Source organism: Pontibacter diazotrophicus (assembly GCF_003367245.1).
Lineage (GTDB): Bacteria > Bacteroidota > Bacteroidia > Cytophagales > Hymenobacteraceae > Pontibacter > Pontibacter diazotrophicus.
Window position 1 is genome coordinate 279,003 of record NZ_QRGR01000007.1, and the last position, 26,824, is coordinate 305,826.

A 26,824-nucleotide genomic window follows, 5' to 3' on the forward strand; every position below is an offset into this window, starting at 1 on the left:
TCACTGTCCGGGTTTTTCTGGTTATAAGATGATTAACAGGAAAGTGGGCTTACATAGCGGTTTTGCTTTTTGCCTGGGCAGCATCCACGTCTTTAATAAATTTAATGACGCCATCCATAAATACCTGCTGATCGTCCCACATTGCCAGGTGGCTGCCATTCGGGCAGTAAAGGTACTGGCCGTTCTGCACCAGCTGGCTCATTTCCTTCATTTCCTCCGGGTTCATGGTGTCATATTTGGCGCCCACAGTAAGTGTAGGCACAGTCAGCTGCTTCAGGTCGTCCCAGCGGTCCCAGTTTTGCAGGATGCCACCCGGCACAAATTCGCTTGGGCCTTGCATGTATTCATACACTTTCTGGTTCACATGCTTAAAGCTGCGATTCACCGGATCTGGCCAATCCTCTAGCCGGCACAGGTGTTTCTTATAGTAGTTTTCGTACACCAGCGCCTGGTACTCCGGGTTCATAAAGTCACTCCGTTGCTCATATACCTCCAGCGAATCGATGAGGGAGGGGCGCATTTCGCTCCGTAGTTTCGCGTTGTAAACAGCATACTTTGGAAAGCTGGCGGTCATGTTGCTAATGATGAGTCCCTTGAGCTTGTCCTGGTGTTTTAAGGCATATTCCATGGCCAGCATACCACCCCAGGAGTTGCCCAGAATGTAAAAGTTGCTCTCATCCAGACCCAGGTGCTGCCGCACCTGCTCTACTTCTTCCACAAAGCGGTCGATGTTGTAAAGCGACATATCCTCCGGCTGGTCAGAGTAGTAGGAACCGAGTTGGTCGTATTCGTAAAACTCGATGTTGGCCTCCGGGAAAAAGCTTTCGAAAGCTTCCATATACTCGTGCGTCATGGCGGGGCCGCCGTGGAGAAGAAGCACTTTCATGGTAGGGCTATTGCCGAAGCGCTTCGTCCATACCTTATAACCTTCCTTTAGCGGAATCATCTGTATGCCGCCTGTCTGTACCTCGCCGGGCGTTTTATAATTCAGGTAACTGTTGGCTGTTGTTTCTGTGGTTGTCGTTTCTTCCACACGCTGGCAGCTGGTGCAAAGCGCAGAAATGACAACGCAGGAAAATAGTAGCTTAGAAAGCTTTTTCATGTTTATCAAGAGAGCTTAAAGTACAAATGTGGTTAGAAGCTAAGTAATTTGTTTTTGCCCACAAAAGTTTAAGAACATTTATTTAGCGGATAGGCTAAGCCAATGATTTAAAAATCTTTCAAGTGGTTAATCATTAGTAAGATATGAGTGTCGCGTCGGCTTAGAACATGCTTGTACATGGGCAAATACATTTGATTAGCATACTAGAAAAAGCTAAAAGTCAGTTTCAGACAAGGCATCTGTCATATACTTAAAAGCAGCTATCGCGTAACTTGTATTTTAGAATTACAGAATTATAAATTACGATTAGCCTTATCACTATAGCGCAATTGTTTAACCTTTTAATCTGCTCCCATGAAAGTAGCCTTCTTCAGCACCAGAAAATACGATAAGCAGTTTTTCACAAAAAATAATGCAGCCTACAACTATGAACTGGAGTTTCTGGAGGTGCCGCTTAACAGGCACACGGTACCGCTGGCTAAAGGCCATGATGCTGTCTGTATTTTTGTGAATGACCAGGCTGATAGCCAAGTGCTGGAAGAGTTGGCGCAGCAGGGAGTGAAGCTTGTCGCGTTGCGCTGTGCGGGCTTCAACAACGTAGACCTCAAAGCTGCCGCAGCCTTAGGTATAAAAGTGGTGCGGGTGCCGGCCTATTCGCCTTACTCGGTGGCGGAGCATACCCTGGCGCTCATACTTACCCTGAACCGGAAAACACACCGCGCCTACAATCGTGTGAAAGAAGGAAACTTTGCCTTGAACGGATTGATGGGTTTCGACCTTCATGGCAGGACTGTTGGACTAATAGGCTTAGGGAAAATCGGGCTGGTAACGGCTGCTATCCTGAAAGGCTTTGGGTGCAAAGTGCTGGGCTACGACATTGCCCAACCGGCAGAGGCAAATGAAATAGGAGTAGAGCTTGTTGACCTGGATACCCTCTATGCCCAGTCTGATATCATCTCGCTTCACTGCCCGCTCACACCGCAAACCCACCATATCATCAATTCGGAATCATTAAATAAGATGAAGAAAGGAGTAATGCTGATTAACACCAGCCGGGGTGCGCTGATAGATACAAAGGCAGTGATTAAAGCCTTGAAATCTGAAAAGATTAGTTACCTGGGGCTGGACGTGTATGAGGAGGAGGCAGACCTGTTCTTTGAAGATAAGTCAGAGTACGTGATTCAGGATGATGTATTCATGCGTTTGCTCTCATTTAATAACGTGCTGATAACGGGGCATCAGGCTTTTTTTACCAGCGATGCCATGCAAGGGATTGTCTCCGTAACATTGCAGAATATATCGGATTTTGAAGAAGGTAAAGCGTTGAAAAATGAGGTGCTGCCATAGGTTTTGATACTTATAGCTGCTCTGGAAAACAAGTGAAACCCTTCTTGATAACTGGTATATAAGCATGATCTATATCCTCTCCCTGTTGCCTATCCTGATTCTGGTGGTGCTCTCACTGGCAAGGGGCGTGAAGGTGGCGGTGATGGTGGGTTGGGCCGCTACTACGGTTTTGTTTTTCTACTGGGGAGCAGGGGGTAGCCAATACTTGGCTGCGTTGGGCGTTTCGTTGCTCACTACCCTCAACATACTCCTGATTGTGCTGGGGGCGGTTTTCCTCTACAATATCATGGCGCAAACAGAAATGATCACCCAGATCAGCCATTCGCTCGACGGGCTGCATCCCTCCAAAGAGATACGTTTTTTCCTGCTGGCACTGGGACTTTCTGCTTTCTTTGAGGGAGTAGCGGGTTTTGGTACACCGGGCGCCATTGTGCCGCTCATACTCATGGCCATTGGCTTCAGCGCCGTGCTCTCGGTGTCGGTGGTGTTGCTGTTTGATGGGATGGTGGCTCTTTTTGGTGCGGTGGGCACACCCATTCTTATTGGTTTGCAGGTGCCGCTGGGGCTGTCTGCTGAAGAAGTGAATGCTATTGGCATCATAGCCGCCCTGATGATTGCACTGGCAGGTGTACCGATGCTGCTGCTCGTTTTCCGGATGGTGGCCAAAGAACATGGGCCGCTGGAGCATAAAAAGAAGGTGCTGGTGCTATACGCCTTTTTTGCCATACCTTTTTGCGTATTTGCCTGGCTGGTACCGGAGTTGGCTACTATACTGGGAGCCTTAACCATGCTGGGGCTTTCGGTGCTCTACCTGGGGCGGGGCAAAAGCAAGATTGACCTCAAGCCCTGGCTGCCCTATGGAGTGCTGGCGCTCTTGCTGTTGCTGCCTAAACTGTGGGAACCGCTACGTATGTGGATTGGATGGGAACTGGTTTTTCCGGAGATGTTCGGTACTGCTATTCGTGGGGCTATCAGACCGCTGGGCTCGCCTTTCCTGCCGTTTGTGGTAGTGGGACTGGGGGTGGCCTACTTTAAAAAAAGCAAGTCCCTGTACCTGAGCGGGCCGCTAAAGAAAATGGGTGATGTGTTTGTGGTACTTTTTCCCTCTGTTGCCATTGCCCAGCTCATGATTTATTCCGGCGAAACGCAACCCTCCATGGTGCGCTACATCGCCGAGATGATGAGTGCCATGGGGCAGGCATATGTGGTGGTCGCACCGTTTGTAGGGGTGATGGGTACCTTTATTACTGGTAGCACGACTATCTCGAACGTAGTATTCGGTGCCTCGCAATCAGAGACAGCCATGTCGCTTAACATTGCCCCGACTACCATTCTTGCCCTGCAATTAACAGGGGCTTCTATTGGCAATGCCATCTGCCTGTTCAACATCATTGCCGCAGCCTCCGTCGCCAATATCAAAGACTACCGTACCATACTCTCCAACAACATGCTGCCCACGCTGCTGGCTGCTTTGCTGGTGGGGCTGTTAGGTATGGGGTGGTTGGTACTTGGAAATTAGGCAAGCCTTAGTAATACATAGGATGGAAGACGAGGCCTTGCTTGCTGTTAAACTCCAGGGCGGGAGCTGGTAAATGGAGAATACTCAACACATAGAACACCTTTTTTAAAAAGTTGCTGCGGGTGTTAATGTTCATTAGGTTTAAGTCGAGCGAGAGGTAGTATTGGCGGTATGATTTGTAGCCCATCTTTGTATTTTCAGAGGGACTACCTGCCACCATATCCTCGGCTCCGTACCCCACCGCCATATTCAGCCACTTCGGGTAACGGCTCTCAGGAGGCAGAAAGGCAGAAATATCAACAGAAAGCCAGTAGGTTTGCCCGTTATAGTCTTTCAGCATTTGTTCAAAATAGTTCTCGCCTAGCATTTCCAGGCGCTGAAGTTCAATAGGGGTTTTATGGAAGGAGAACTTGGGCATAATGCGTATTTCTTTCCATAGGTGCTGCTGTGCCATTACCGCCACAGAGCCAAGAGTATTAGCTCCCATGTCGCTTAGGGAAGCCCCATATGTTTCACCATAGCCATCGAAAACCTCAATAGGTGTCTGAAGTAGAAGGCCAACCATACTGCCGTAAAGAATCGCTTTTTTTTCTGATACACCAGCCCAACCCAGCATGTCTACACCTGCACGACTTTGGTGGAAGGCGGTCCAGAAATGCCCTGCTTTATCAACCTGGTTCCAGTAATGCAAGTCATTATGAAAATGAAATTTAGAAGGGGGATCGTGCTTATACCAGGCCTGGTGCAGGAGTATGAGGCTTGTTCCGTAACCTGCCGCAAAGCCTGTCGCTACTCCTGCCTGACGGATATTCTTTTGATCTGCCGTTAAGGTGTCTGCCGGAATAGTGTTGGCAAATCCAGTTGATGAGAAGAGCTGAGCAAGTAGTATAAAAGCAGTAAAGTGGGATAACTTGTATTTCCTCCAGCGAGAAAAAAAGGTGAAGTAACTGCCTGCTTCCAAGTTGCTTAAGTTGAGGATAAGTTAAAAATTAGTTGTAATTATTTACTACTATAGACATAGTAATTAATTACTAACGTAAAAAAATGTTTTGTGTAAATAAAAATTAAAGCCCTCTGCCCCAAAAAAGTGGCAAAGGGCTTTATTAGAATAGTTTTATAGGGGTACAGCGTATTTTTAATTAACCTGAAGAAGCCCTTGCAGGGCCTCGTTGGTATAAGTTTTTCCTCCGAAAATAACAGTATGTATGCTTTGGGTATGGCTTATGTCCTCAAGCGGGTTTTTCTCCAAGAGAACAAGATCCGCCACTTTCCCTTTTTCTACAGTGCCATATTGTGCTGATTTCCCCATGAACTGAGCGCCGTTAATAGTAGCCGTGCGGAGCGCCTGGGCAGGAGTGAGGCCGGCTTCTACCATTTGCTCCAGCTCTTCGTGCAGCGAAATGCCAGGATACACATAAGAGTTATAAGCGCCGGCATCGGAGCCTGCCAGTATGGTGACGCCTGCAGCCTGCATGGCGGGCACAAGGGTATGAAACCTGCTGTTCAGGTTGTTCATAAATTGTATCGATTCCGCTGAACGGCGTTTGGCGCTGTTAATCCGGCGGGCGTATGTTTGTTCAATTCCTTCTCCAATGTATGCCAGATACTCGTCTGTGCTGTGGTCGTCCTGATGGAGGTTATCCAGCACCTCACTGATGTGTAAGGTAGGCACCACAGCAGCATTAGCAGCAGCCATGCGCTGGAAAAAGCTTTGCGCGGTGGCCGGATCATAAGAATCATAAAGCCAGTCGAGGGCCGTGTAGAAGCCAACAGGTTTTTCTGTTTCGTAACTGGCTTGTATAACGTTAGTGATGCTGTCTTCCTGTGGAGAACCTGACTTAAAAGCATAATATAGGTGCTCTGTTATATCAAGGCCACTGTCGATGGCCTCACCAAGGGAAACGGTGAAAGGCATATGTCCTGCCGTCATCATGCCTCTTGCCTCTGCTTCTTTTACAATAGCCAGGAAAACATCCCCCGAAATAGTGCTGTCATAAATCTTAACGAAGTCTACTCCCAATCGCTGCAGTGAGTCCAGGGCCGCGGGTACTTCCGCCACCGTGGCTACTTCAATAGAACCCTCCCAGACAGGGTTGGGCCCGTCCAGTTTAGGGCCTGCTGTAATAATTCGGGGTCCTACCAGTTCGCCCGCTGTTATCTGGTCCCGCCATTGCCGGATAGCCGGGTACAGGTCACCGCCGGCATCGCGCACGGTCGTAATGCCATTGGCAATAAAGAGCGGCAGCAGGTTCTTGTTTTCTTCTTCCAAAGCCTCACCGCCACGCAGGTGAATGTGGTTGTCCCAAAGGCCCGGTATAATGTATTTGCCCTGCGCATCTATGGTAGCAGTTGCATTGTATCTGTTTGCTGCCTCCGTGTCTGAAATTTCCTGAATAACGCCTTCATCTATTACAAGCGTTTTGCCAGTCAGCACTTCGCCTGCAGTTACATCCACTATGTTTGCGTTCGTAATGATAAGGTCGCGGTTAACTTGTTGGGTAGTGGCACATCCTGCCAGTAAAAGGCTACTAAGGAATACGGCAAGAAAAGAATGAATTTTCATGTCAGGAGGATAAGTAAAAAGGTACTACAGGTCTTCGAATTTAACTTTTTTTAGCCTTAGAAGAAAGATCCAGTATCATGTGCTGTGTGGAAGGGCTAAAACCTTGTGTCTCCCAGAAACGGATAGCGGCTTTATTTTTAACAGATACCTGCAGTTCAATGTGGTCGGCTCCATTGTCTGTCAGCCATTTTTTAGCTGCTTCTACCAATTCATTGCCAATGCCCGTGCCCCTGTACTGTTCCTGCACAACAGTCTCTGCTATGTAGCCTTTTTTTAAAAGTTTAAAGCCAGGTGCAGCCTGTTTTAAGGTTGCTATAATCATACCTCGCCAGTTGTCTTGCTGCACATATCCGAAAATGCGCGTGTCTTTGTCTTTCAGCCTTGCCAGCAGTTCTTTTTTCAGTACTTGTTCGCTGTTGGGTTTGTACCTGAAAACCGGGTGGTGGGGCTGGTGAAACTCCAGCAGCTCATGCCACAGTTCATACACTTCATCAATATCCTCGGGTTCGGCTTCTATAATCACTGGGCAGGTTTTTGAGTGATATACGCAATAACTACCCGCACTTGTTGTGGTCAGGCAGCATTTCAAAGCATTGTGAAGAAGCTACAAACCTACCTGCGGGAAGAGCTCGTGCGATTATTGTCTTTTCTGTGTTTCCGATAGCTTAAAATAACAGTGATCGCAATAATAACGGGGAGGTTTCGGGGCAGATTTATACTTTCCAAAACATCTTCTTTTGATACTGGAATCCCCATGATTGTTTTTTTGATCTCTACATATAGATCAAAGAACAGGAAAGAAAAAACCATTATCACGAACAGGAGGAGCGCATTTTTAACGAAGGCGATAAGTTCTTGCTTTGACATGTATGACACTTATGTTTCTATATATTAGAAAATACTAATATATAGAAACATAAGTGTATAGCAATGGAGATTAATTATACTACCCCACAACAATATCGTGTTTGTCTAACAAGCCTGGCAGCCCTGTCAGGGAAAACTTCGCTTTCTTAATCTTGTTCATGTCAGGGTCTATGGAAAAATTACTGGCCGACCGGAAGTCTACCTTTTCTAATATTGTTTGGTCAAAGACTGTTTGGCTCAGGTCACAATCGCTGAATGCGGAGCCGGTTAAATCAGATTGGGTAAAGTTAGCTTCTTTAATGCTACAGCCATCGAAGGTGGTTTTCCTGATTTTCCTTCTGAAGAAAGAAACAAAGTCGAGGATGCAGTTGCTGAAGCTGACAGAGAAAAGAAACTCATTACAGGCGCTGAAGTCAACGCCCATTACTTTGCAGTTATGGAATTCAACGGTTTTCAATCCGGTGTACTCCAGCCGCATCATACTCAGGTTGCAGTCTTCGAACCGGCAGTCAATAAAGTCGTTGCCGGAAAAGTTACTGCCCGAAAAGTCGCAGTTGGTAAAGGTACAGGCTTCAAACTCTCTCCCCGACACAACCTTGTTCGAGTAATTTATTTTATCAAAAGTCTTGTCACTGTGGTGTGTTTCCTTCATTCTGTGGTGCTATTGGGCTTTGTCGGGAGAGATAAAGGTCACCTCTACAATTTCATTGTTCTTCACTCTGTACACTGCAATGGCATCGAACCGGGGCTGATCTTTGCTGCGTCTTACCTTCTCGTGGTCAATGACCACGTTGCCTGCTATAATCCTGTTTACCACTTCACAATGTAAATCAGGCGTGTTTGCAAACATCTGGCCGTATCTTTTTCTCAGTTCCTCCCTGCCCTGATAGCTGAGCACCCCTGGCTGCCGGTACACTTTTACGGTATCGCTGAAGGCTTTTGCAAAAGTGTCGATGTCGCGGTTGTTATAGCCTTGCAACTGCAGCTTAACAGGGGCGAGAACAGATGCTTCATCCTGTTGTGCCTGTGCCTGCGCTGAGAAAGAAGTTACTGCCAGTAAGATGAAAATGAAAAAATACTTGAGATACATGCGCCTATAGGTTTTATAAAATGAAACTGATTAAAGAGAAATAGCGAAAATCCGCTCTTACTGTATCTGTTTTATCAGCAAGATACATTTTTAAAAGGTGACGTCAAGTGCCTGATAAAACTTTGTTGCCTCTTATCAGTAATTATTTATTGATTATCAATAAATAAATTATGATGTTCGATAAAAATTTATTTCCTTAGTGTAGTCATTCAATTGAAAGGAGGTAAATACGATGAGAACTTTAGGAAAATATTCACTGGCGTCCTTCATTAAGTTCATTATTACCGCAGCCTGGTATATTCAGATTTTCTTTCTTATACTATTAACAGTTGCCATTACCTTTAAATTTTTTAGCAATACTACTGCACCTACCCCTGAAACAGTGGAAGTAAGACTAACGGAAAGCCGGTCGATAGATGTGACGACTGCTTCCGTAGCTGAGAATATATCTGCTGCTAATCTGGAATTAGACACCGGAAAACTTACTTTCAGCCACCAAAGCAGTAAACAGATAATAGGGTTTAACCTGCTGTCGATGTGGATAGCCTTCTCTATTTCCCTAACCGTCACCTACCTGTTGCGCAAACTTTTTAAAAGCCTGACTCAGAACGACCCCTTTGTGGTTGAAAATGCACAGCGACTCCGCCTGATTGCCTTTCTGATCATGTTAGAGCCTGTTACTTCTTTTGCGCACGATGCCTTTGTGAACTGGTTTATACAACATAATTTTCTGCTCGACGGCTCCGGCATACGCGCACATTTGAGCATTGATCTAAAGACTTTATTTGTAGGCTTAATTGTGCTGGTTATTGCCGAAATATTCCGGATTGGAGCGCGCATGAAAGAAGAACAAGAGTTAACCGTTTAACGTCATGCCGATATTCATCAACCTGGATTTACTCTTAGTGAAAAGGAAAATGTCGCTGACTGAATTATCGGAGCGGGTAGGCATTACCATGTCTAACCTGTCTATTCTGAAACAGGGCAAGGCGAAGGCCATCCGGTTCTCCACCCTCGAAGCTATTTGTCGCGAACTGGAGTGCCAGCCCGGCGATATTCTGGAGTATAAGGAATAAACCAGACTTACTTATTGTAAGGAGTGCGCGTATGAAGTCATCCATCTTCTCGAACACAGGAAACCCACCCTTACCCCTCCGAGGAGGTGGTAGGGGTGGGTCCAAGTAATAACGTTTATCTCTAGAACGGCCTCATGCGCAGCATTTAATTGATAATGGTATTATTTAACCGATGATTTTGCTCATAATCACTTCATAGGAAAAAACGTAACAGGATATCTTTCACAGAGTAGGGCAGGTGGTATCTTCTACTTTGCTCTGGCCCTGGCCAGGTAAAGCGAAATTGAACCGTAGTTACAGCTGCTTTAGATTTCCATCCAGCACATAGCTTTTGCCTTTCTCTGTTTGGAGCGTGACCACCTGGTCTCCGTAACGAACCTGGCAGGGGTTGCCCAGTTTAGAAAGCACCTTCACCTGCTTCAGTTTCCCCGCCTCCCAATTCAGGTCTACCTCAAAGCCACCGCGGGCTACAATGCCGTGAATGTGGCCCTGCTGCCAGCCGGCAGGCAAGGCGGGTAATAACTGTATTTCCCCGGCGTGGCTCTGCATCAGCATCTCCGTGATGCCGGCTGTTGCCCCAAAGTTGCCGTCGATCTGGAAGGGCGGGTGCGTGTCGAAAAGGTTGGGGAGCGTGGATTTGCGCAGAAGGGCCAGCAGGTTGTCATGTGCTGCCTCGCCATCTTGTAAGCGGGCAAAGAAGTTGATAATCCAGGCCCGGCTCCAGCCAGTGTGCCCGCCCCCTTGTGATAAGCGGTAGTCGATGGTTTTACGGGCGGCCTCCATTAGCTCCGGGTGCTGCTGCTTTGTAATCTGCCGGCCGGGGTGCAGGGCAAACAAGTGCGAGATGTGGCGGTGGCCCGGTTCATTTTCTTCGAACTCTTCCGTCCACTCCATAATGCGGCCATCGCTCCCGATCCTGGTGGGCGCTAAGCGGGTGAGTATCTTTTCGAGTCGACGTCGAAAGGCAGCGTCTTTGTTCAATTCTTTGCTTGCGGCAATGGTGTTGCCGAGCAAATCCCGGATAATCATATGGTCCATCGTCGGTCCCATCACCATGGTGGCTACTTCACCGTCTTCGGTCTTAAAAGTGTTTTCTGGCGAAATGGAAGGTCCTGAAACCAGTTGCTTCGTCTCCGGGTTTTCTACCAGCCAATTGGCGCAGAACTCAGCGGCTTCTTTCATGACGGGGTAAGCCAGCTCTTTCAGGTAGGCTTTGTCTTCTGTGAACAGATAATGCTCCCACAAATGCTGTGCGCTCCAGGCCATGCCCATCGGCCACATCGCCCAACGCGGTTCGCCATAGGTTTCTGTGAAAAGCCACGGGTCTGTTGTGAAATGGGCCACTGTTCCTTTTATGCCATACATGTCGCGGGCAGTTTTGCGGGCATCGGGGCGCAGCGCATCTAAAAAGGTCAGGAAGGGCATGTGCATCTCCGACAAATTAGTGACCTCTGCGGGCCAGTAGTTCATCTGAATGTTGATATTGATGTGGTAGTCGGCACTCCAGGGAGGGGTGAGGCCATCGGCCCAAATGCCCTGCAGGTTCGCTGGTAAGCCACCCGGCCGTGAACTGCTGATGAGCAGGTAGCGGCCAAACTGGTAATACAGCTGCACCAACTGTGGGTCGATGTTGCCGTTCTGCATCGCTACCAGGCGGGCATCGGTGGGGAAATAAGCCGCATCGGTTGTGCCTAGGTGCAAATCGACACGCTTGAAATATTGCTGGTAATCTGCTATATGGTCCTTCTTTAGGGCTTCATAATCTTTCTTTGCCGCGGCAGCTAATTGTGTGGCAGCCATAGCCAGTTGGTCATTGCCCTTGTAATCTGTAGCGGCCGTTAAAAGAAGCGTGACGGCGTCTGCATCTTCTATCCGGATGCTTTCTCCAGCTGCATCTTTTGTACCACCTTCCTGCAGCACTTTTACACGCGCCACCATCCTGACGCCTGTTCCATCGCCTACATGTTCGCTCATAATGATTTCATCGCCGGCCAATTCCAGCTTTGCCTTGTTTCCGGGTCTGCTCAGGTTAATCCCAAAGGCCAGGGCGCCGGGCTTGCTGGCCGTGAGCCGCACTACCAGGGCTTGGTCGGGGGCACTGGAGAAGATTTCGCGGGTAAAGGAGACATCGCCTGCGCGGTAAGTCACTTTGGCTACGGCCGTCTCCAGGTCCAGTTCCCGGCGGTAGCCAGTTATATCTTTGGTGATGGGGCCAAAATCCAGCTGCAGGTCGCCCAGTGTCTGGTAGGTGCTGTGTATTTTCTTGTCGCCCATCATTTTCTCCTGGGCGAGATCCCGTGCTTCCGCATATTTGCCAGCAAAAAGCAGTGCCCGTACCTTTGGCAGGTTAGCGCGTGCTTCCGGGTTCACAAAGTCAGCCGGCTTGCCTGTCCAGACAGACTCCTCATTCAGCTGCAGCCGCTCTGTTGCTACGCCACCAAATACCATGGCTCCCAATCTGCCGTTGCCGACAGGCAGTGCTTCGTTCCAATTAGTCGCAGGGTGGCTGAACCACAACTTCAGGTCATCAGGCGCCTGTTGTTTTTCCTGGGCTACGGCAGGGTAAAGGATGAGGAGAAAAAGGAGTAGGAGAAGGAATCGTAAGTTATGGAGGCTTTGCAGGTGCATGCTAGGTGATTAAATCAAATGGTTTTTCTGGAATAAGTGTAAGTGTAAAATTAAATGAGGTCTTCTATAAGGCTTTCTGTCTCTTTGTTCACGAAGTAGGTTAGTATTACAGATGGTCAACGATGATTACAAGAGTTGATTTTTTAACTTTTTTACAACTCTCTTGTAGATACTCTTCTTCTTGTTGCTTTTTGGTCTTAAAGGCTTTTGGGCTATGTTGTCCATCCAGGTTAGCCTTCCTTTACCAAAAATATAATCCACATCGTCTTCGTGTACCTGGTTCCAGTAATCTATAAGTCCAGCCAAAAACAAAAGAGAAGCGTTTCTTTTGCTATACTCACGCATGTAAGTTGATTCATACCCATTCCTGTGTAAGTAGCTGGTTTCAGGCAATGTCCAGAATTTAGCTCCTTCTGCTAATATCTTTAAACCAAAGAGTTCAGAATCATAGGCACCACCTAAAAACTCATTGTGTCTTCCTGCTTTTTTCCAGAGCGCTTTTGTATATAAGTAATTACCTGACCCACATGGAGTCTTCATGGGATCATTCAATGCATCTATAAAGCTTAGCTTTTCTGTCAGTATCCAGGAGGAAGTAACCTCCAGGGAGTTTTCTGAAAAATAGTCGATTCTGCCAAATGCAGCTGCGTCTAACGCATTGGCAACCAGGAACTCCTTCAGCACTCTAATGCTGTTTGGCCTCAGGATATTGTCAGAATCCAGGCAAAATATCAAATCAGAACTTGCCTGATCTATACCTGTATTTCTGCCTGCGGCGGCAGTTCCTTTATTATTATGATGCCTTAATACCTTAATAAAGCTGTATCTATTGCTATAAGAAAGTGCTTTGGCATACGTGTCGTCAATGGAAGCATCATCTATGAGTATTATCTCATCACCCTCCTCAAAGTTCGTGTTGATAATAGACATAATAGACGCGTCCATGGTAGCAGAACAGTTAAAGCAGGGCATAATAAAGGAAATGCTATTCTTCAATTTCTTAGGTTTATCTATTTCCAAATCGGCTAACTCTTAATTAAAATGATTTGCATCTCATACAAAGGGCCGGAGCATACACGCTGATATTGAATTTTAAAATCTGGTTAATTTCTAACCGCTTACTAATTACAACCTCAACGCTGTTTCCTTTGCATCACTTTGATAAATAAATGTAATATAAAATTAGGATAATTGAACAGTTTAGTACGAACGAGCCCCCTGCCACTCATATTTTGCTGGGAGAATACCCGAATTGCTTTTTAAACTCAGCTGAGAAACTGCCTATATTATTGTAGCCGATAAAAAGTGCTACCTCAGAAACGTTCATTTGCTTTTCGGATAACAGCTGTTTTGCCCTCTGCATGCGTAGCTGTTGAATATGGCCGAATACTGTTGTGCAGAACAGTTGCTTATAGCCTTTCTTCAGTTTAAAATCATTCAGGCCGAATTGGCGGGAAAGGTCAGAAAGGCGCAGCGGCAAAAGATAGTTTTCTTCAATAAAGTCCCGCACCGCTTTTAGCTTTTCCCTGTCGGGCAAAAGAATTTGATCCTGCTTGGCCGACTGACCTGTTAGCGCTATATGCTCCATCTGGAGTGCAAACAGTTCCAGCAGTTTGGCTTCAATGTAAATGTACCGGGTAAGGCCTTGGAAGGGATTGTGCTGCAAGGTCTGAATAATTTCGACCATGCGGGGCTGCACTTCCAGCAGGGCAGGTGTAACCAGAAAGCTTTCCTTCTTCTCTACCTTGTTTGCCAATGCATCCATAGGGCCAGACGCAGTATCCTGCACTATGTTTTTAAAAAACTCAAGGTCGAAGATGAGGTTATACACATCAAATCTTCCTGCTTGTATAATATGCTCTCCCTGAAAACACGTGTTATACTGTAGACTATGGCTTTTCTGAAGGATATTGACAGGTTTGCTTAGGGTGCTAAACCTTGACTCAAGTTCGCCCTTTAGCAAAAAAACTGCCTGAAGGCTTTCCGCTACCTGGTCATCCACCATATGCAGCTTCTGCTCGCAGGTCAAATCCATTCTGTTGAGGACAATGCCGGGTGTAGTAACGGTATTGATTTTAAAAGTAGCAAGCCCGGGCTCTTGTAAAATAGATTCTGCTTCAGCGTACCGGGTTCCCTGGTAAACCATACGCTGCTCCTTCAAACTGAAGATGTTGGCCCAGTTCTCAGAAAGAATTTTATCCATCTTTCATAAATCAGAATCCTTTTATCCTAAACAAAAATATGCCTCTAAGATAGAAATTTGCATTAATTCTACAATGTAATAACAACGATAAAACTATGAAAAGTCTAACAGTAAGTAGCAGTTATCTGGTGCAGGTGGCATATTACCTGTTCTACCCAACCGGTGTAAAGAAAATCTGGAAGAGAAATACACGGCTGCTCGTTAAGCTGATGTACACCATTATCGGCTTTCCGGTATTCCTGCTCAGTTTCTCTTATTTAGCCCTGGTCTCTTTTGCCTTTTTCCTGCCGGAACTGGACATGAGCGTAGGAGACCGAAAAGACCGGACCTTGTTCAACAGCGCCGGAAACTATAGCGTTACCTTTCTTAAAACAGGGGCTGATACAAACGGTGCATATGAACTGGTAAGGGTGGAACTGGAACCTGGGGGAGGAAACGGCTGGCATTACCATAAAACGTTTCATGAGCACTTTCAGGTAGAAGCAGGTGAAATGATGATAGGGCTGGAAGGAGAGGAACTGATACTAACAAAAGGAGAAAAAGCTACTGCGCTTAAAAACCAGGTACATTTCTTCAAAAACCCTTCTTCTGCTAAGGCAACCCTTCTCGTGAGAACCGAACCTGCGCGGGGGCTTGAAAAGACCATCAGAATCGGCTACGGCCTCGCCAACGACGGGTTAATAGACGAAAATGGTATGGCAAATAACCCCTGGCACATGGCGCTCCTGTTGGGGTACAGTGAAAGCTATTATGGAGGAGTACCGGCAGTTATTCAGGAACCCTTAGTAAAATCATTGGCAAAAGTGGCACAGTGGAAAGGTGAAGATAAAACACTTGAGAAGTATTTTAAGTAGCATCGGTCTTACTTCACCTGGTGCAGCCATGTCGTTCATTGGTCAGGAACCGTTTCCTGTCTGTTTATAAGTAAAACCCAGTTATGTACATAGCCGGATAGAGATGTATTATCAACAAAGAATCCCCCTGCGGCTCTCAAGCAGCAGGGGGATTTTGAGTTATTCTAAACCAGAAGTTTCTTATCTGCTTCGGCCTTTCGATCTGCCGGAGGAGCCTCCTGGCTTGCCTGTTGCACCTTTATTTCTCCCGGTCGATTCATTAGGTTTTCCAGGACCGCGGCTCGTTTTACCGGCTGCACCTTTTTTTCGAAGCGAAGCTGACTTCGGGTTAACAAATGTTTCTTTGGGTTTGGCAGGCGCTCCCTTCGGCTTGCTGAAGGCAGCCTTCGGTCTGATAGCCGGACGCTGAGGTGTTTCAGCCGCTTCCTCGAAATCAAGATAAGAAGCGTCTTCAGTGTTCACAGACTCTGCCACCAATTGATGCAGTGTGTCGGTTTCTTCCTGTGTCAGATAGCGCCAGTTGCCTACAGGCTGGTTTCCCAACTTTATGTTCATCACCCGGACACGCTTCAGCTTTACCACCTTGTAGTCCAGCGCCTCGCACATTCTACGGATCTGGCGGTTCAGGCCCTGCGTCAGGACAATCTTGAAAACGTTTTTGCCCTGCTGCTGCACATAACACGGCTTGGTTACGGTTTCCAGAATGCGCACGCCGCTGCTCATCTTTGCCACAAATTCAGGAGTTACAGGCTTGTCTACCGTTACAATGTATTCCTTGTCGTGGTTGTTGCCTGCCCGCAGAATCTTGTTGATGATATCACCGTTATTGGTCAGCAGGATAAGCCCTTCTGTCGGGTTGTCCAGGCGACCAATCGGGAAGATGCGCTTCGGGAAACCGATAAAATCAATGATGTTGTTTTTGTCTTTCGGATCGGTGGTGGTGGTAACACCAGCGGGCTTGTTGAAAGCGATGTAAATTGGTTTATCAGTCGGTTTTCTGGATTTAACTGTTTCTCCGTCTACCGCAACTTTGTCACCTGCTTTTACGGTGGCACCCATCTTTGCTGTTTTACCGTTGATGGTGACACGCTTTTCTTCAATGTATCGGTCGGCCTCTCTTCTGGAGCAAAAGCCGGATTCACTAATAAATTTATTTAATCGTGTGGAGGTATCTTCAGACATGTGATTTCTTAATAATGTATGGTGTAGGGTTGTTAAATAGAGGAGCCCTTATTTTATACTTACGAAATTGATGACAAAGCGTGAGAGAAGATGCTGTCTTCTGAAAGAAGCTTACAGGTTTCGTCTATAACATCATTCATGTAAAACTACAGCGGCTGGCTTTTGCGAAGATGTTCGGGAATTTGTTAATAATCCGTCAGGAATAAACCAGGCACAGCAAGCGCAGGCTATCTTCTGTTTATCATTCTGATATAGAGATCTTCTACTTTTTGACGAGCCCAGGGTGTTTTACGGAGAAACTTTAAGCTGGACTTAATGCTGGGGTTGTTGTTAAAGCTATTGATATTGATTTTATACCCCAGTTCTTCCCAGCCATAATAATCCACTAACTGAACCAGGATCATCTCCAGGGTTCTGCCATGTAAAGGGTTGTTCTTCTGTTCTTCCATCGTATTCCTCGCAAAATTAGTTAAATACAGCAAACTAAACACTTTAATTATAGCGAAAGCCAAACATGAAAGTTATAAGCAGGGTAAAGCCGGAACCGCAATAGTTTACTGGAGTGACTTTGTCAGGCAGGTGCTATGTTTTTCAGGTATAGGCTTTTATACTGGCAAGGTGTTCGGCTCCATGCAGCAGGCCCAGGATAGGATGGAGGTAGAGCTAACGTATTTCTTTGACAATCTACAGACGGTAAACTTCATCACTAACTATAATTACATCTCTGATACGTCTTGATTGATTCTATCTGGGATTATCATTTGTTTATGGAAAGTTATTGCAATTTAGTTGCGAACTCAAAAGCTTATCTTTAACATTGCAACACAATCAGGTCTTTCTCCTACTAAAGAACAATATTAAAATATTTGCTTCTTGCTATGCAGAAATTTGCTTCCCCAGGCCTTTAAAAGAAAACCCGACTGTATTTAAATGAACAGCTGCCAGTCCTATATCGCCTATTTGCTTTTGGTGCTCTTTTGCAGAGTACTGACGCCTGAGGTTGCGATACTGGCACTACATGAGCACGAGCACACAGAGGACAAACCAACCTCAGAAGTCACTATTGGTAAAGCGCACGTGCACTGTGATGTGGATGGTTACAGCAACAGTGAATTCGCTCTTCATACCTTCTCTTCAGAGTTAGTATTAGCCCCCAAATCAGGCCACTATATACATCCCTATAGTTTCGCTTGGAAATTTACTTTCCCCAACAATACCTACCTGCGTGGGCCTCCACTAGCGTAGCTCCCACTTGTTTGCATTAAAATAGCCTGCACAAGATTGTGGTGGCTCCTTTACGGCCTTATTGCGTGGCTGTAAGAAGGAACTCTATGTCCTGCGCTGTACACGCAGGGTGTTGCAGCTTATGCTTTAGTAAAGCGCAACAGGCAAATTTGATGCATTTCTATAGCTGGGAAAGCACAACGGATTATCCTTTTCAGTCTTATGGTACCTGCAGGCAGCGAAGCATTTTGGCGTTCGCAAGGCATGGCTGTGGCCATACTTTCTTCTGTAAGCTGATACAAAACAGCGAAGCAGCAGACTGATATCACATAGATGATGATGGTCATTTCCATGAAGGCTGCCACTGCCAAAGTGCCAGGAAGCCTTCCCGTGCTTTTCCTCCATTTCCCTGTCCTCATACTTTTTTTTAAAGTTTCAGCATTAAAATGAAAACCTCATTTATATACTTTTTCCTGTTTATATCTCTGATTATTAGTGGTGCAGCACATGCACAAGTGAAGCCTTTCCTCTTTGCCGGCGATAAAGTGAAACCCGGTACCAAACAGTCGTTTTTACTGCCAGTAGTCAGTGGGCAGGACAGCACAGTTATACCTGTTACTGTTTTCCACGGGAGCAAAAGAGGACCGGTACTGGGCATTACGGCAGGTGTGCACGGCATGGAGTACGCACCTATCATGGCTGCCCAGCAACTGCCCAGGCAACTGGACCCAACCAAAATGAGCGGTACTGTGCTGCTGGTGCATATGGCCAACGTGCCGGCTTTTCTGCACCGGGGCCTGAGGGTGAACCCCATGGACGGCAAGAACCTGAACCGCGTTTTCCCGGGCAAATCCAATGGCACTATTCCTTGATGGTAAACCAGCCTCCGTGGAAAATCCAATGATGATAGCCAAACGCACTTCTGTTGACAGTGAGCACGAGGGGTTCTTCTACAGCGACCTTTCCAGCGGAAATTTTGTGAAGAAGGGGATGAAGCTGGGCTACGTCACCGACCTGTTCGGCAATCATGTGACCGATATCACCTGCCCGACAGACGGTGTTATACTTTACAAGACCTTCAACCCGCCCATCAAAAAAGGCGACGGCCTGTTTAGCATCGGGCACACTAACTAAATCTTTATCAAAAATAGTAAGAGAGCATACCGCAGCCGGCTTTGTACAATCGGCCCAGCCTTGCTTATCCATTCCAGAAAAACCAATATGAAAAAATATATAGGAATATTATTGCTGCTCCTGCTCCAGATTGCTGCTGTGGCCCAAAATACGGGTTCCATTAGCGGACAGGTAACAGGCAGCAACGGAAATGGGATTGAAGGCATCACCCTTCTCCTAAAAGAAAACAGCCAGGTTGCTGTTACACAGCCCGATGGGGCTTTCACAATCAGCGGCCTGAGCTTTGGGGAATTTACAGTCATTGCGAAGGGCCTGGGCTTTAGGGAGGAGATGCGGCACGTGATTTTGAGCAGAGAAGCTCCGTACGCTCATGTTGATTTCCGCCTCAAAGCCATCTCCAATGCGCTGCAGGAGGTGGAGGTGCTGGGCCGTAAGGAAACCACCTACAAGAGCGAGTACAGCTTTATCGGCACGAAAACAGCCAGTTTGGTGATAGACGTGCCGCAGACTATTTCCACCGTCACCAAAGAGCTGATGGAAGACCAGCAGGCTTTTACGCTGAATGAGGTGGTACAGAACGTGGCCGGGGTAAACCAGTACTCCAGCTATGATGACCTGACGGTGCGCGGGTTCCGGAACGGGTATGAAAGCGGCTTCCGCCTGGTGAATGGCCTGCGCTCGGGCTACAGCTACGGCAATGGCTTTTTCCGGGTGCCGCTTACTGTTAACCTGGAACGGGTGGAGGTGCTGAAAGGGCCTGGTGCAGCACTGTTTGGTGACATTAACCCGGGCGGCACCATCAACATGGTCACCAAAAAGCCGCTGGAGGAGAATCGGAAAGCAGTGAGCTTCTCGGTGGGCAGTTTCCAGACGATGCGGTCTACCCTGGATTTTACAGGACCGCTGAACGAGGATAAAACCATGCTGTACCGCCTGAACATAGGCTACGAAGACACCAAAACCTTTCGGGTGGGAAACGACCGGAAGTCACTGTTGATTGCGCCTACGGTTACTTTCCGCCCTACAGCCAATACCACCATCAACGCGGAGGTGGTGTACAGCAGCTTCAACGGATACCTGGACCGGGGGCTGCCCATACAAGGCGGTGACCTGTATGTGCTCCCCTCATCCTTCGCAATTAATCAGCCCAACGACCATTTCAGAGTAAACGACCTGTCGCTGAATGCCTCGCTGAACCACAAGATGAACGACAGGCTATCCTTCAACGCTGCCTACATGAAGTTCGCCTATGCAGAGGACATTCGGGAGCACCGCACGCTGAACACCTTTGCTGATGCCCCGCTGAACACGGTGATGAACCTGCGCTACTTCGAGCGACTGGCCAAGGAGTATACCGATAACTTTTCAGCTTATTTCTCTCTGGCGCAGCGCACAGGCCGCATCAGCCATAAAGTGGCACTGGGAGCTGATTACGTGAAGTTCGACACCGATAAGAACAGCACCATGTTTGAAGCCCGCCAGCAGCTGATAGATGGCGAGGCGGTGCCGCTTACTTTTGATTTGAAAAACCCGGTGTACGAGATGAAGAACTCCAGTAACTATATCCGCCGCCCGTTGCCACAGTTTTTCATCGACTACATCAACAATGTGTACCATACCACCGGCCTGTATGTGCAGGACCAGCTAGAGGTGACGGAGCGGCTGGGCCTGCTGCTGGGCCTTCGCTACGAGATGTTCCGGGACAAGCGGGACTACGGAGACGGGGAGGAAAACATTCAGCAGAACGTGCTGCTGCCACGTGTGGGGGTAACCTATTCGCTGCGCGACAACCTGAATTACTTCGCCAGCTACAGCCAGGGCTTCAGGCCTATCAACCCACAGTACATCAAGTACCCCGAGCGCTACGGGCGAAGCGAACCCTTCCGTAACGAATCCAGCTACCAGGTAGAGACGGGCCTGAAAGGGGAGTTCTTCCGGAAAGCTTTGTTTGCCACACTGTCGGTATATCAGATTGAAAAGCGAAATACCCTTGTCAATACCTTTCAACTGACGGAGGAAGGAAACCCCATCTACCGGCAGAACGGCAGAACAAGGTCGCAGGGAGCGGAGCTGGAGCTGACTGGAAACCTCATGCCCAACTTCAGCCTGAACGCTAACTATGCCTATAACCATACCGAGGTGCTGCACTCAGATTTAAGTGCAGAACAGGGAATAATGGCTGCCAATGCTCCAAAGCATTCGGCGGGGCTGTGGGCAAAGTATATTTTCACTATTCCTGCTTTAAGAGGCTTCGGTGTGGCAGTGGGTGGTAACCACGTCAGCCGCCGGCGCATGGAGGTGCAGGTAAACCAGGTGAACACAGGCGAACTGATTTGGGACTACTGGCCTGCATACACCGTGGCCAATGCAGCGCTGTTCTACAACGTGAATAAGTTTAAGTTCAGCTTTAACCTGAACAATGTGCTGGACGCGCAATATTTTGTGGGCGGGTATGATTACTTCCGCTCCAGCCCGGGCGCTCCGAGAAATTATATGGCTACAGTGGGGTATACTTTTTAATGATATGGGATTGGGCAAACTCGCACCAGCGGCAGAAGATTTTAAATAACTCAAGTTGCGATGTGCACATTTCACTACCGTTGAAGACCCACCCCTGCCCCTCCAAGGAGGGGAATCATCTTTTGAAGTTCGAAATTCCCCTCCTTGGAGGGGCAGGTTTATTTTAGCTACAAAAAACACTAACAATTGAAGTTTATCATTCAACCGGAAAAACTAAAGAGACATACCTTATGGAATTTGTTTTAGAAGCAAAGCAACTCAGCAAAGTTTACCAGGACAAGCTGGCGCTTAAGGGCCTGAACCTGCAAATACGGGCCGGTGAGATATTCTGCCTGCTGGGGCAGAACGGTGCGGGCAAGTCCACCACCATCAACCTGTTCCTGGGCTTTATTACACCTACCTCGGGGGCCGCCTACATAAACGGATTGGAAGTAGCCAGAAATGTTACGGAAGTAAAAAAGTACCTGGCTTACATACCTGAGAACGTGATGCTGTACCCTAACCTGACGGGGCTGGAGAACCTGGCCTTGTTCAGCAGCCTGGCAGGGTTCGATTACTCTAAAGAGGAGCTGATGGAGTACCTGGTGCGCTCAGGCTTGCCTGCAGAAGCTGCCAGCCGCAGGGTGGGCGGTTACTCCAAAGGCATGCGGCAGAAGGTGGGCATCGCCATTGCGGTAGCCAAACACGCCAAGGTGCTGCTGCTCGATGAGCCTACCTCTGGCCTCGACCCGAAGGCGAGCAACGAGTTCTCTGAGTTGCTGCTGCGGCTTAGCGACGCAGGCACCGGCATCTTTATGGCCACGCATGATATCTTCCGGTCTAAAGAAGTCGGTACGCGGGTAGGCATCATGCGGGAGGGTGAGCTGGTGGATGTGTTGCCTGCCGCCGACCTGGAGGCAAACGAACTGGAAAAGTTATACCTCAACCACATGCACATTTAAGAATGGTGAAAAGTATCGCAAAAAAAGAATTCGTCAGCACCCTCCGTGACAGCCGCTTCGTTGCTTTGAGCGTGATAGTGCTGCTGTTGTTGCTGGCTGCCACCATCGTGGGCTTGCACAGCTATAAAACCTTACAGGCCGAGCGTGACACAGCACAGGAAACGGTAAACGACCAGTTTGTAAGCGCCGCTGACCGTCACCCGCACCGCATGGCGCACTATGGCTCCTATGCCTTCCGGCCAAAGTCCAGCATCAGCTTCCTGGACTTCGGTATGGATTCTTACACGGGTGCCTCTGTATACATGGAGGCGCACCGGCAGAACAGCGCCAACTTCAGCCAGGCGCAGCAGTCTTCTTCGCTCATCCGCTTCGGCGAGATGACGGTGGCTTTTGTGCTGCAGATGCTCATCCCGCTGCTCATTATTTTCCTGTGCTTCGGGGCCTTTACCCAGGAAAAAGAAACAGGAACGCTGAAGATTCTGCTGAGCCAGGGCATATCGCTCCGGCAGATGGCCTGGGCCAAGATAGCCGGCTACAGTAAAGTGGTGGCCCTGGTGGTGGCACCTGCTTTAGCTTTGGCCAGCCTGCTGCTGTTTGGCAGAGGCGGTTTTGAACTGGGAGGAGATGTAGTAATCAGGCTGCTGCTGTTTATGCTCTTTTACCTGGTCTACTTCTTTATTTTTATCGTGCTGTCGGTGGTGGTGTCGGCACTGCATCAGCGTTCCAGCACGGCACTGGTCACCTTGCTGGGTATCTGGATTCTCTTTTGTGTCATTACGCCAAAGGCGGCGGCCAACCTGGGGGCCAATCTGTATACCACTCCCACCAAGGCGCAGATGGAAGCCGATGTGCATGAGGAGGTGGCCAAAGGTATAGACGGGCATAACTCACAGGACGAACGGGCGGAGGCCCTGAAGCAGGAGCTGCTGGAAAAGTATAATGTCGAGACGTTGGAGGAGCTGCCTGTGAACTTCGATGGTATCTTGATGGCGCTGGGAGAGGAGCAGAGCAGCCATGTGTTTCAGGAGCATTTCGATGAGCTGACGGGCACCTTTGAGAAGCAGAACAGTATCTCGGAGTATGTCGGTTTGCTGAACCCGTACCTGGCCGTGCGCCATTTATCCATGGGCATGGCGGGGTCTGACTTCAGCCACTTCATACACTTCCAGAAGATGGCTGAGCAGTACCGCTACAACCAATCCCAAAAGCTGAACCACATTCAGGCTACCCAGCTGAAGTACGGCGACAAAGAAACCCGCCTGAGCAGCGAGACCTGGAAAGATTTTACCCCTTTCACCTATGAGACGCCGCCTGCGGGATGGGCGCTTGGCAACCATCTATTATCCTTAGGAGCCATGCTGCTGTGGCTGGTGCTGGTGAGCACAGTAGGAATCAGGCTGATTGACAAAACAAAAGTAGCTTAAACGATGAAGATATTCCGGATACTGATAAAATATGAATGGCTCAACTTCAGGGCCGATAAAGGGCTGTTGATTCTAACAGCACTTACCCTGTTTGCAGGCCTGTACGGCATTTATTACGGCACCACAGAAATAGAAAGGCAGCGGGAAAACATAGCAGCCCTTGACGTGCTGACGGAGCATAACGTGGAAGAGATGAAGGTGAAATTCTTGGGTGATGCCGACGCAGGGGATATTGGATACTACCACTCCACCTTTGCCGTCAACCACCCGGACTCCTGGGCCAGCCTCTCCCTGGGGCAGCGCGACGTGAACCCCTATTACCTCAAACTGCGCCTGCTCAACCTGCAGTCGCAGCTATACGACACCGAGAACATCAACCCGCTCAAAGTCCTGTCAGGTAACTTCGACCTGGCCTTTGTGCTGGTATACCTGTTCCCCTTGCTCATCATTGGGCTTTGCTTTAACATCCTGTCAGCGGAGAAGGAGCAGGGCACGTTACCCTTGTTGCTGTCGCAGCCCATCAGCCTGCCTTTGGTAGTAGGAGCCAAGCTAACCTTCCGGATGATGCTGGTGCTGGGGCTGGCGCTGTTGCTTTCAGTGGTTGCCATGGTCTGGGGGCAGGTAGTGCCCGATGTGCGGATAGGCATATGGTTAGGAGTGGTACTGCTGTACTGCCTCTTCTGGTTTGGAGTGGCTTTCCTGGTGGCGGCTTTGCAGAAAAACTCTGCTTTCAACGCTGTTACCCTGCTGGGTGTGTGGCTGCTGCTAACCATCATTATACCAGCCCTGCTGAACGTGTATGTGGCCGTGAAACAGCCCGTGCCGCAGGCATTGGAGCTAACCATTAAACAGCGGGAAGTGGTGCACGCAGGCTGGGATAAACCGAAGCGGGAAACAATGAATAAGTTCTTCGCCCATTACCCGCAGTGGACCGATACCACTGAAATTCAGGGGCGCTTTGCCTGGCGCTGGTACTATGCCTTTCAGCACCTGGGAGACGTGGCGGTGGAAGACCTGGCAAGAGATTACCAGGAGAGCCTGCAGGCACGTCACCAACTGGTAGCGCAACTGAACGTGTTGTCGGTGCCCGTGAATGTGCAGGGTATCTTTAACGCGATGGCTGGTTCAGACCTGCCTTCGCACCTGGCCTTCCTTCAAAGTGCTTCGCGTTACCACGATTCACTTCGGGAGTACTATTACCCTTTCCTGTTCAACCAGGTAGCTTTCACGCATGCCGATTACGACGGGGAGCCAAGGCACAGCTTTACCAGTTCCCCCGATTTTGCTACGGCATATAGTGGGCTTGTAAAACTAGTAGTGAGCGTGCTACTGGTGTATGCAGTGGCTTTGTTGCTTTTCAGGGTAAAAGAGGCAAGTGTGAAGTAAGGCGCTTATAAATAAAGTGAGGTATAGGAGCGTTCGCTCTTACCTGTTCGTTTATAAATAACAATTTGATTCTAAGATTGGCAGTACAAACTTCGATGTTATCATTATTGGCGGCAGCTACGCCGGGCTATCTTCGGCTATGGCTCTGGGAAGGGCAATTTTCTTGGTATGGTTTATGGACTTTATCTTCTACTCCCACAGTTTATGAGGTGCAATGTTCTAAGTTGCTCTTTATTGGCAAGCATTGCAGAACCATTACCGGGTAATTAAATATAAATGTATTTTTTACGTTTATACTTAATAAAGCTAGATTGCAGGATATTTCTGCTTTAATACTATCATCATAAACAAAATGAACTACATCAAACTCTTAAAACTTACGCTTGCGGTGATGCTCATTGTCAGCGGATGTACAATGAACGCGCAAAAATCGGAGACGAAGCAATTCGACAATCCGATAGCCTTACAAAGAGCAGATCCGTTTGTGACGAAAGCTGCCGATGGTACTTATTACTTTATTGCCACAGTGCCTGAATATGACCGCATTGAGATACGCAAGTCAGAAACCATCAATGGCATAAAAGAAGCGGAACCGGTGGTGGTATGGCGCAAGCACAACGAAGGTCCTATGGGCAATCACATTTGGGCTCCTGAACTGCATCGGATAGATGGAAAATGGTATATCTATTTTGCAGCTGGTTCGGCTGAGGACAAATGGGCCATACGCAAATATGTGTTGTCAAACCCGTCGGAGGATCCCACACAGGGCGAATGGACAGAGGAAGGTGAGATGGTTAGCGATAGGAATGAGTTCACCCTCGATGCTACCACCTTTGTGCATAAAGGCCAACGCTACCATATCTGGGTGGATAGGGCATCTGATAAGGAGGTGAATACAGGCTTGTATATTGCCGAAATGACCAACCCAACTACCCTTGCTGACAAGCAGGTCGTAATCTCCCAACCTGAATATGCGTGGGAAAGGATTGGACATAATGTGAATGAGGGCCCGGCAGTACTTATCCGCAATGGGAAGGTGTTTGTAACCTTCTCGGCCAGTGCCACCGATGCCAATTACGCCATAGGTTTACTTTGGGCCGACGAGGATGCTGATCTTCTGGACCCTGCCTCCTGGAACAAATTACCCGAACCGGTATTTTACACCAACGAAGAGCTGAAGCGTTTCGGTCCGGGGCACAACAGCTTCACAGTGGCTGAGGATGGCAAAACCGATATCATGATTTACCATGCCCGCGACTATAAAGAGATTGATGGAGAACCGTTATACGATCCTAACCGCCATACCCGTGCCAGGGTTTTGAGATGGACCGAGGATGGTATGCCTGATTTTGGTCAGGATTTGAGTGACGATGAAACGGCGTTAGAGCAGTCAAAAAAGCAATAGTATTCTTAACGTTCGTATCACTAATTAGAAAGACAAGAGATTTTCAATGGATCCATCAGGCGTTTAGATGGTACTTAAATCATGGAGTTTTACTCCTAAACCCCAGCTACCTCTTGTCTTCCTGTTGAGTCTTTTGTTTCCTGGTAATCAAACCACAAAACCATTGAATGGCAATTCTACACAGAGTTGCCATTCAATGGTTTTGTGGTTTATCCGTTTAAAAATGCCTCTTCTTGCTTCGTCATTTTAGGCGGGAGAAAAGTTGGAAAGCAACCATTTGATTAAGATTAGGGTCGTTTAGAAAAAGAGACTTACAAACTCATGCTGCGGTTTACTAACTGCTTGCCGGCATTAGACAC

Annotated in this window: 24 protein-coding genes; 13 read left to right on the forward strand and 11 right to left on the reverse strand. The window is 48.0% G+C overall.

The features are described from left to right. Nucleotides 1-49: 49 nt before the first annotated feature. Nucleotides 50-1,102, reverse strand: a complete 1,053-nt coding sequence (locus tag DXT99_RS07855) for a proline iminopeptidase-family hydrolase (protein WP_115564968.1) — start codon at nt 1,100-1,102, stop codon at nt 50-52. Nucleotides 1,103-1,456: 354 nt separating this feature from the next. Between DXT99_RS07855 and DXT99_RS07860 the strand changes: the two genes are divergently transcribed. Continuing rightward, entirely contained in the window at nt 1,457-2,449 is a 993-nt protein-coding gene (locus DXT99_RS07860) for a 2-hydroxyacid dehydrogenase (RefSeq protein ID WP_115564969.1), read from the forward strand. Nucleotides 2,450-2,513: 64 nt separating this feature from the next. Further along, nucleotides 2,514-3,968, forward strand: coding sequence for an L-lactate permease (locus DXT99_RS07865; protein WP_115564970.1), 1,455 nt, complete (start codon nt 2,514-2,516; stop codon nt 3,966-3,968). Nucleotides 3,969-3,975: 7 nt separating this feature from the next. Here DXT99_RS07865 and DXT99_RS07870 read toward each other — a convergent pair whose 3' ends face one another. The 5 genes from DXT99_RS07870 to DXT99_RS07895 all read right to left on the reverse strand — a co-directional run bounded on the left by DXT99_RS07870 (nt 3,976) and on the right by DXT99_RS07895 (nt 8,488). Then, a complete protein-coding gene (locus DXT99_RS07870; protein ID WP_246000530.1) occupies nt 3,976-4,929 on the reverse strand; it encodes a DUF2279 domain-containing protein in 954 nt (317 codons plus the stop codon). A 174-nt stretch (nt 4,930-5,103) separates the two neighbouring features. Then, complete coding sequence (locus DXT99_RS07875; RefSeq protein ID WP_115564971.1) at nt 5,104-6,531, reverse strand: amidohydrolase family protein; 1,428 nt, start codon at nt 6,529-6,531, stop codon at nt 5,104-5,106. 40 nt (nt 6,532-6,571) lie between these two features. After that, nucleotides 6,572-7,054 (reverse strand): GNAT family N-acetyltransferase, encoded by a 483-nt coding sequence (locus tag DXT99_RS07880; protein WP_181885065.1) that lies wholly within the window; start codon nt 7,052-7,054, stop codon nt 6,572-6,574. Between the two features lie 423 nt (nt 7,055-7,477). Further along, complete coding sequence (locus tag DXT99_RS07890; RefSeq protein WP_115564974.1) at nt 7,478-8,050, reverse strand: pentapeptide repeat-containing protein; 573 nt, start codon at nt 8,048-8,050, stop codon at nt 7,478-7,480. A gap of 9 nt (nt 8,051-8,059) precedes the next feature. Beyond that, nucleotides 8,060-8,488, reverse strand: a complete 429-nt coding sequence (locus DXT99_RS07895) for a nuclear transport factor 2 family protein (RefSeq protein ID WP_115564975.1) — start codon at nt 8,486-8,488, stop codon at nt 8,060-8,062. Between the two features lie 232 nt (nt 8,489-8,720). Between DXT99_RS07895 and DXT99_RS07900 the strand changes: the two genes are divergently transcribed. Both DXT99_RS07900 and DXT99_RS07905 read left to right on the forward strand, forming a co-directional pair. Beyond that, a complete protein-coding gene (locus DXT99_RS07900) occupies nt 8,721-9,356 on the forward strand; it encodes a DUF2975 domain-containing protein (RefSeq protein WP_115564976.1) in 636 nt (211 codons plus the stop codon). A 4-nt stretch (nt 9,357-9,360) separates the two neighbouring features. Then, nucleotides 9,361-9,564: a helix-turn-helix domain-containing protein gene (locus tag DXT99_RS07905; protein WP_115564977.1), complete on the forward strand. Its 204-nt coding sequence runs from the start codon at nt 9,361-9,363 to the stop codon at nt 9,562-9,564. Nucleotides 9,565-9,858: 294 nt separating this feature from the next. Here DXT99_RS07905 and DXT99_RS07910 read toward each other — a convergent pair whose 3' ends face one another. The 3 genes from DXT99_RS07910 to DXT99_RS07920 form a co-directional block, all read right to left on the reverse strand. Continuing rightward, nucleotides 9,859-12,192, reverse strand: coding sequence for a glycoside hydrolase family 95 protein (locus tag DXT99_RS07910; RefSeq protein ID WP_115564978.1), 2,334 nt, complete (start codon nt 12,190-12,192; stop codon nt 9,859-9,861). 126 nt (nt 12,193-12,318) lie between these two features. After that, on the reverse strand, nt 12,319-13,188 hold the full coding sequence (locus tag DXT99_RS07915; RefSeq protein ID WP_147294186.1) for a glycosyltransferase family 2 protein: 870 nt from the start codon (nt 13,186-13,188) through the stop codon (nt 12,319-12,321). A 229-nt stretch (nt 13,189-13,417) separates the two neighbouring features. Then, nucleotides 13,418-14,395: a helix-turn-helix transcriptional regulator gene (locus DXT99_RS07920; RefSeq protein ID WP_115564980.1), complete on the reverse strand. Its 978-nt coding sequence runs from the start codon at nt 14,393-14,395 to the stop codon at nt 13,418-13,420. A 95-nt stretch (nt 14,396-14,490) separates the two neighbouring features. Between DXT99_RS07920 and DXT99_RS07925 the strand changes: the two genes are divergently transcribed. Further along, complete coding sequence (locus tag DXT99_RS07925) at nt 14,491-15,249, forward strand: cupin domain-containing protein (RefSeq protein ID WP_115564981.1); 759 nt, start codon at nt 14,491-14,493, stop codon at nt 15,247-15,249. Between the two features lie 180 nt (nt 15,250-15,429). Here the strand turns inward: DXT99_RS07925 and rluF are convergent, their stop codons facing one another. Then, on the reverse strand, nt 15,430-16,431 hold the full coding sequence (rluF, locus tag DXT99_RS07930) for a 23S rRNA pseudouridine(2604) synthase RluF (protein WP_115564982.1): 1,002 nt from the start codon (nt 16,429-16,431) through the stop codon (nt 15,430-15,432). A gap of 227 nt (nt 16,432-16,658) precedes the next feature. Further along, nucleotides 16,659-16,880, reverse strand: a complete 222-nt coding sequence (locus DXT99_RS07935) for a VF530 family protein (RefSeq protein ID WP_115564983.1) — start codon at nt 16,878-16,880, stop codon at nt 16,659-16,661. A gap of 481 nt (nt 16,881-17,361) precedes the next feature. Between DXT99_RS07935 and DXT99_RS07945 the strand changes: the two genes are divergently transcribed. The 8 genes from DXT99_RS07945 to DXT99_RS07985 all read left to right on the forward strand — a co-directional run bounded on the left by DXT99_RS07945 (nt 17,362) and on the right by DXT99_RS07985 (nt 26,465). Beyond that, a complete protein-coding gene (locus DXT99_RS07945; protein ID WP_115564985.1) occupies nt 17,362-17,676 on the forward strand; it encodes a hypothetical protein in 315 nt (104 codons plus the stop codon). 425 nt (nt 17,677-18,101) lie between these two features. Then, nucleotides 18,102-18,527, forward strand: a complete 426-nt coding sequence (locus tag DXT99_RS07955; RefSeq protein ID WP_115564987.1) for a M14 family metallopeptidase — start codon at nt 18,102-18,104, stop codon at nt 18,525-18,527. After that, a complete protein-coding gene (locus tag DXT99_RS07960; RefSeq protein ID WP_115564988.1) occupies nt 18,511-18,789 on the forward strand; it encodes a succinylglutamate desuccinylase/aspartoacylase family protein in 279 nt (92 codons plus the stop codon). Before DXT99_RS07955 ends, DXT99_RS07960 begins: the two co-directional genes overlap by 17 nt. A gap of 87 nt (nt 18,790-18,876) precedes the next feature. Continuing rightward, complete coding sequence (locus DXT99_RS07965; protein WP_115564989.1) at nt 18,877-21,309, forward strand: TonB-dependent receptor; 2,433 nt, start codon at nt 18,877-18,879, stop codon at nt 21,307-21,309. 230 nt (nt 21,310-21,539) lie between these two features. Beyond that, nucleotides 21,540-22,250 (forward strand): ABC transporter ATP-binding protein, encoded by a 711-nt coding sequence (locus DXT99_RS07970; RefSeq protein WP_115564990.1) that lies wholly within the window; start codon nt 21,540-21,542, stop codon nt 22,248-22,250. 2 nt (nt 22,251-22,252) lie between these two features. Further along, the gene (locus DXT99_RS07975) at nt 22,253-23,674 is read left to right on the forward strand and encodes an ABC transporter permease (RefSeq protein WP_115564991.1); all 1,422 of its coding nucleotides are present in this window, start codon (nt 22,253-22,255) and stop codon (nt 23,672-23,674) included. Nucleotides 23,675-23,677: 3 nt separating this feature from the next. Then, nucleotides 23,678-25,060, forward strand: a complete 1,383-nt coding sequence (locus DXT99_RS07980) for an ABC transporter permease (protein WP_115564992.1) — start codon at nt 23,678-23,680, stop codon at nt 25,058-25,060. A gap of 352 nt (nt 25,061-25,412) precedes the next feature. Beyond that, nucleotides 25,413-26,465, forward strand: a complete 1,053-nt coding sequence (locus DXT99_RS07985; RefSeq protein ID WP_115564993.1) for a glycoside hydrolase family 43 protein — start codon at nt 25,413-25,415, stop codon at nt 26,463-26,465. Nucleotides 26,466-26,824 lie beyond the last annotated feature (359 nt).

What these genes read in the sequence shown, in the direction of transcription:
- DXT99_RS07855 (WP_115564968.1), bottom strand. Translation starts at nt 1,102, where the DNA reads ATGAAAAAGCTTTCTAAGCTACTATTTTCCTGCGTTGTCATTTCTGCG.
- DXT99_RS07860 (WP_115564969.1), top strand. Translation starts at nt 1,457, where the DNA reads ATGAAAGTAGCCTTCTTCAGCACCAGAAAATACGATAAGCAGTTTTTC.
- DXT99_RS07865 (WP_115564970.1), top strand. Translation starts at nt 2,514, where the DNA reads ATGATCTATATCCTCTCCCTGTTGCCTATCCTGATTCTGGTGGTGCTC.
- DXT99_RS07875 (WP_115564971.1), bottom strand. Translation starts at nt 6,531, where the DNA reads ATGAAAATTCATTCTTTTCTTGCCGTATTCCTTAGTAGCCTTTTACTG.
- DXT99_RS07890 (WP_115564974.1), bottom strand. Translation starts at nt 8,050, where the DNA reads ATGAAGGAAACACACCACAGTGACAAGACTTTTGATAAAATAAATTAC.
- DXT99_RS07895 (WP_115564975.1), bottom strand. Translation starts at nt 8,488, where the DNA reads ATGTATCTCAAGTATTTTTTCATTTTCATCTTACTGGCAGTAACTTCT.
- DXT99_RS07900 (WP_115564976.1), top strand. Translation starts at nt 8,721, where the DNA reads ATGAGAACTTTAGGAAAATATTCACTGGCGTCCTTCATTAAGTTCATT.
- DXT99_RS07905 (WP_115564977.1), top strand. Translation starts at nt 9,361, where the DNA reads ATGCCGATATTCATCAACCTGGATTTACTCTTAGTGAAAAGGAAAATG.
- DXT99_RS07910 (WP_115564978.1), bottom strand. Translation starts at nt 12,192, where the DNA reads ATGCACCTGCAAAGCCTCCATAACTTACGATTCCTTCTCCTACTCCTT.
- DXT99_RS07920 (WP_115564980.1), bottom strand. Translation starts at nt 14,395, where the DNA reads ATGGATAAAATTCTTTCTGAGAACTGGGCCAACATCTTCAGTTTGAAG.
- DXT99_RS07925 (WP_115564981.1), top strand. Translation starts at nt 14,491, where the DNA reads ATGAAAAGTCTAACAGTAAGTAGCAGTTATCTGGTGCAGGTGGCATAT.
- rluF (WP_115564982.1), bottom strand. Translation starts at nt 16,431, where the DNA reads ATGTCTGAAGATACCTCCACACGATTAAATAAATTTATTAGTGAATCC.
- DXT99_RS07935 (WP_115564983.1), bottom strand. Translation starts at nt 16,880, where the DNA reads ATGGAAGAACAGAAGAACAACCCTTTACATGGCAGAACCCTGGAGATG.
- DXT99_RS07945 (WP_115564985.1), top strand. Translation starts at nt 17,362, where the DNA reads ATGAACAGCTGCCAGTCCTATATCGCCTATTTGCTTTTGGTGCTCTTT.
- DXT99_RS07955 (WP_115564987.1), top strand. Translation starts at nt 18,102, where the DNA reads ATGAAAACCTCATTTATATACTTTTTCCTGTTTATATCTCTGATTATT.
- DXT99_RS07960 (WP_115564988.1), top strand. Translation starts at nt 18,511, where the DNA reads ATGGCACTATTCCTTGATGGTAAACCAGCCTCCGTGGAAAATCCAATG.
- DXT99_RS07965 (WP_115564989.1), top strand. Translation starts at nt 18,877, where the DNA reads ATGAAAAAATATATAGGAATATTATTGCTGCTCCTGCTCCAGATTGCT.
- DXT99_RS07970 (WP_115564990.1), top strand. Translation starts at nt 21,540, where the DNA reads ATGGAATTTGTTTTAGAAGCAAAGCAACTCAGCAAAGTTTACCAGGAC.
- DXT99_RS07975 (WP_115564991.1), top strand. Translation starts at nt 22,253, where the DNA reads ATGGTGAAAAGTATCGCAAAAAAAGAATTCGTCAGCACCCTCCGTGAC.
- DXT99_RS07980 (WP_115564992.1), top strand. Translation starts at nt 23,678, where the DNA reads ATGAAGATATTCCGGATACTGATAAAATATGAATGGCTCAACTTCAGG.
- DXT99_RS07985 (WP_115564993.1), top strand. Translation starts at nt 25,413, where the DNA reads ATGAACTACATCAAACTCTTAAAACTTACGCTTGCGGTGATGCTCATT.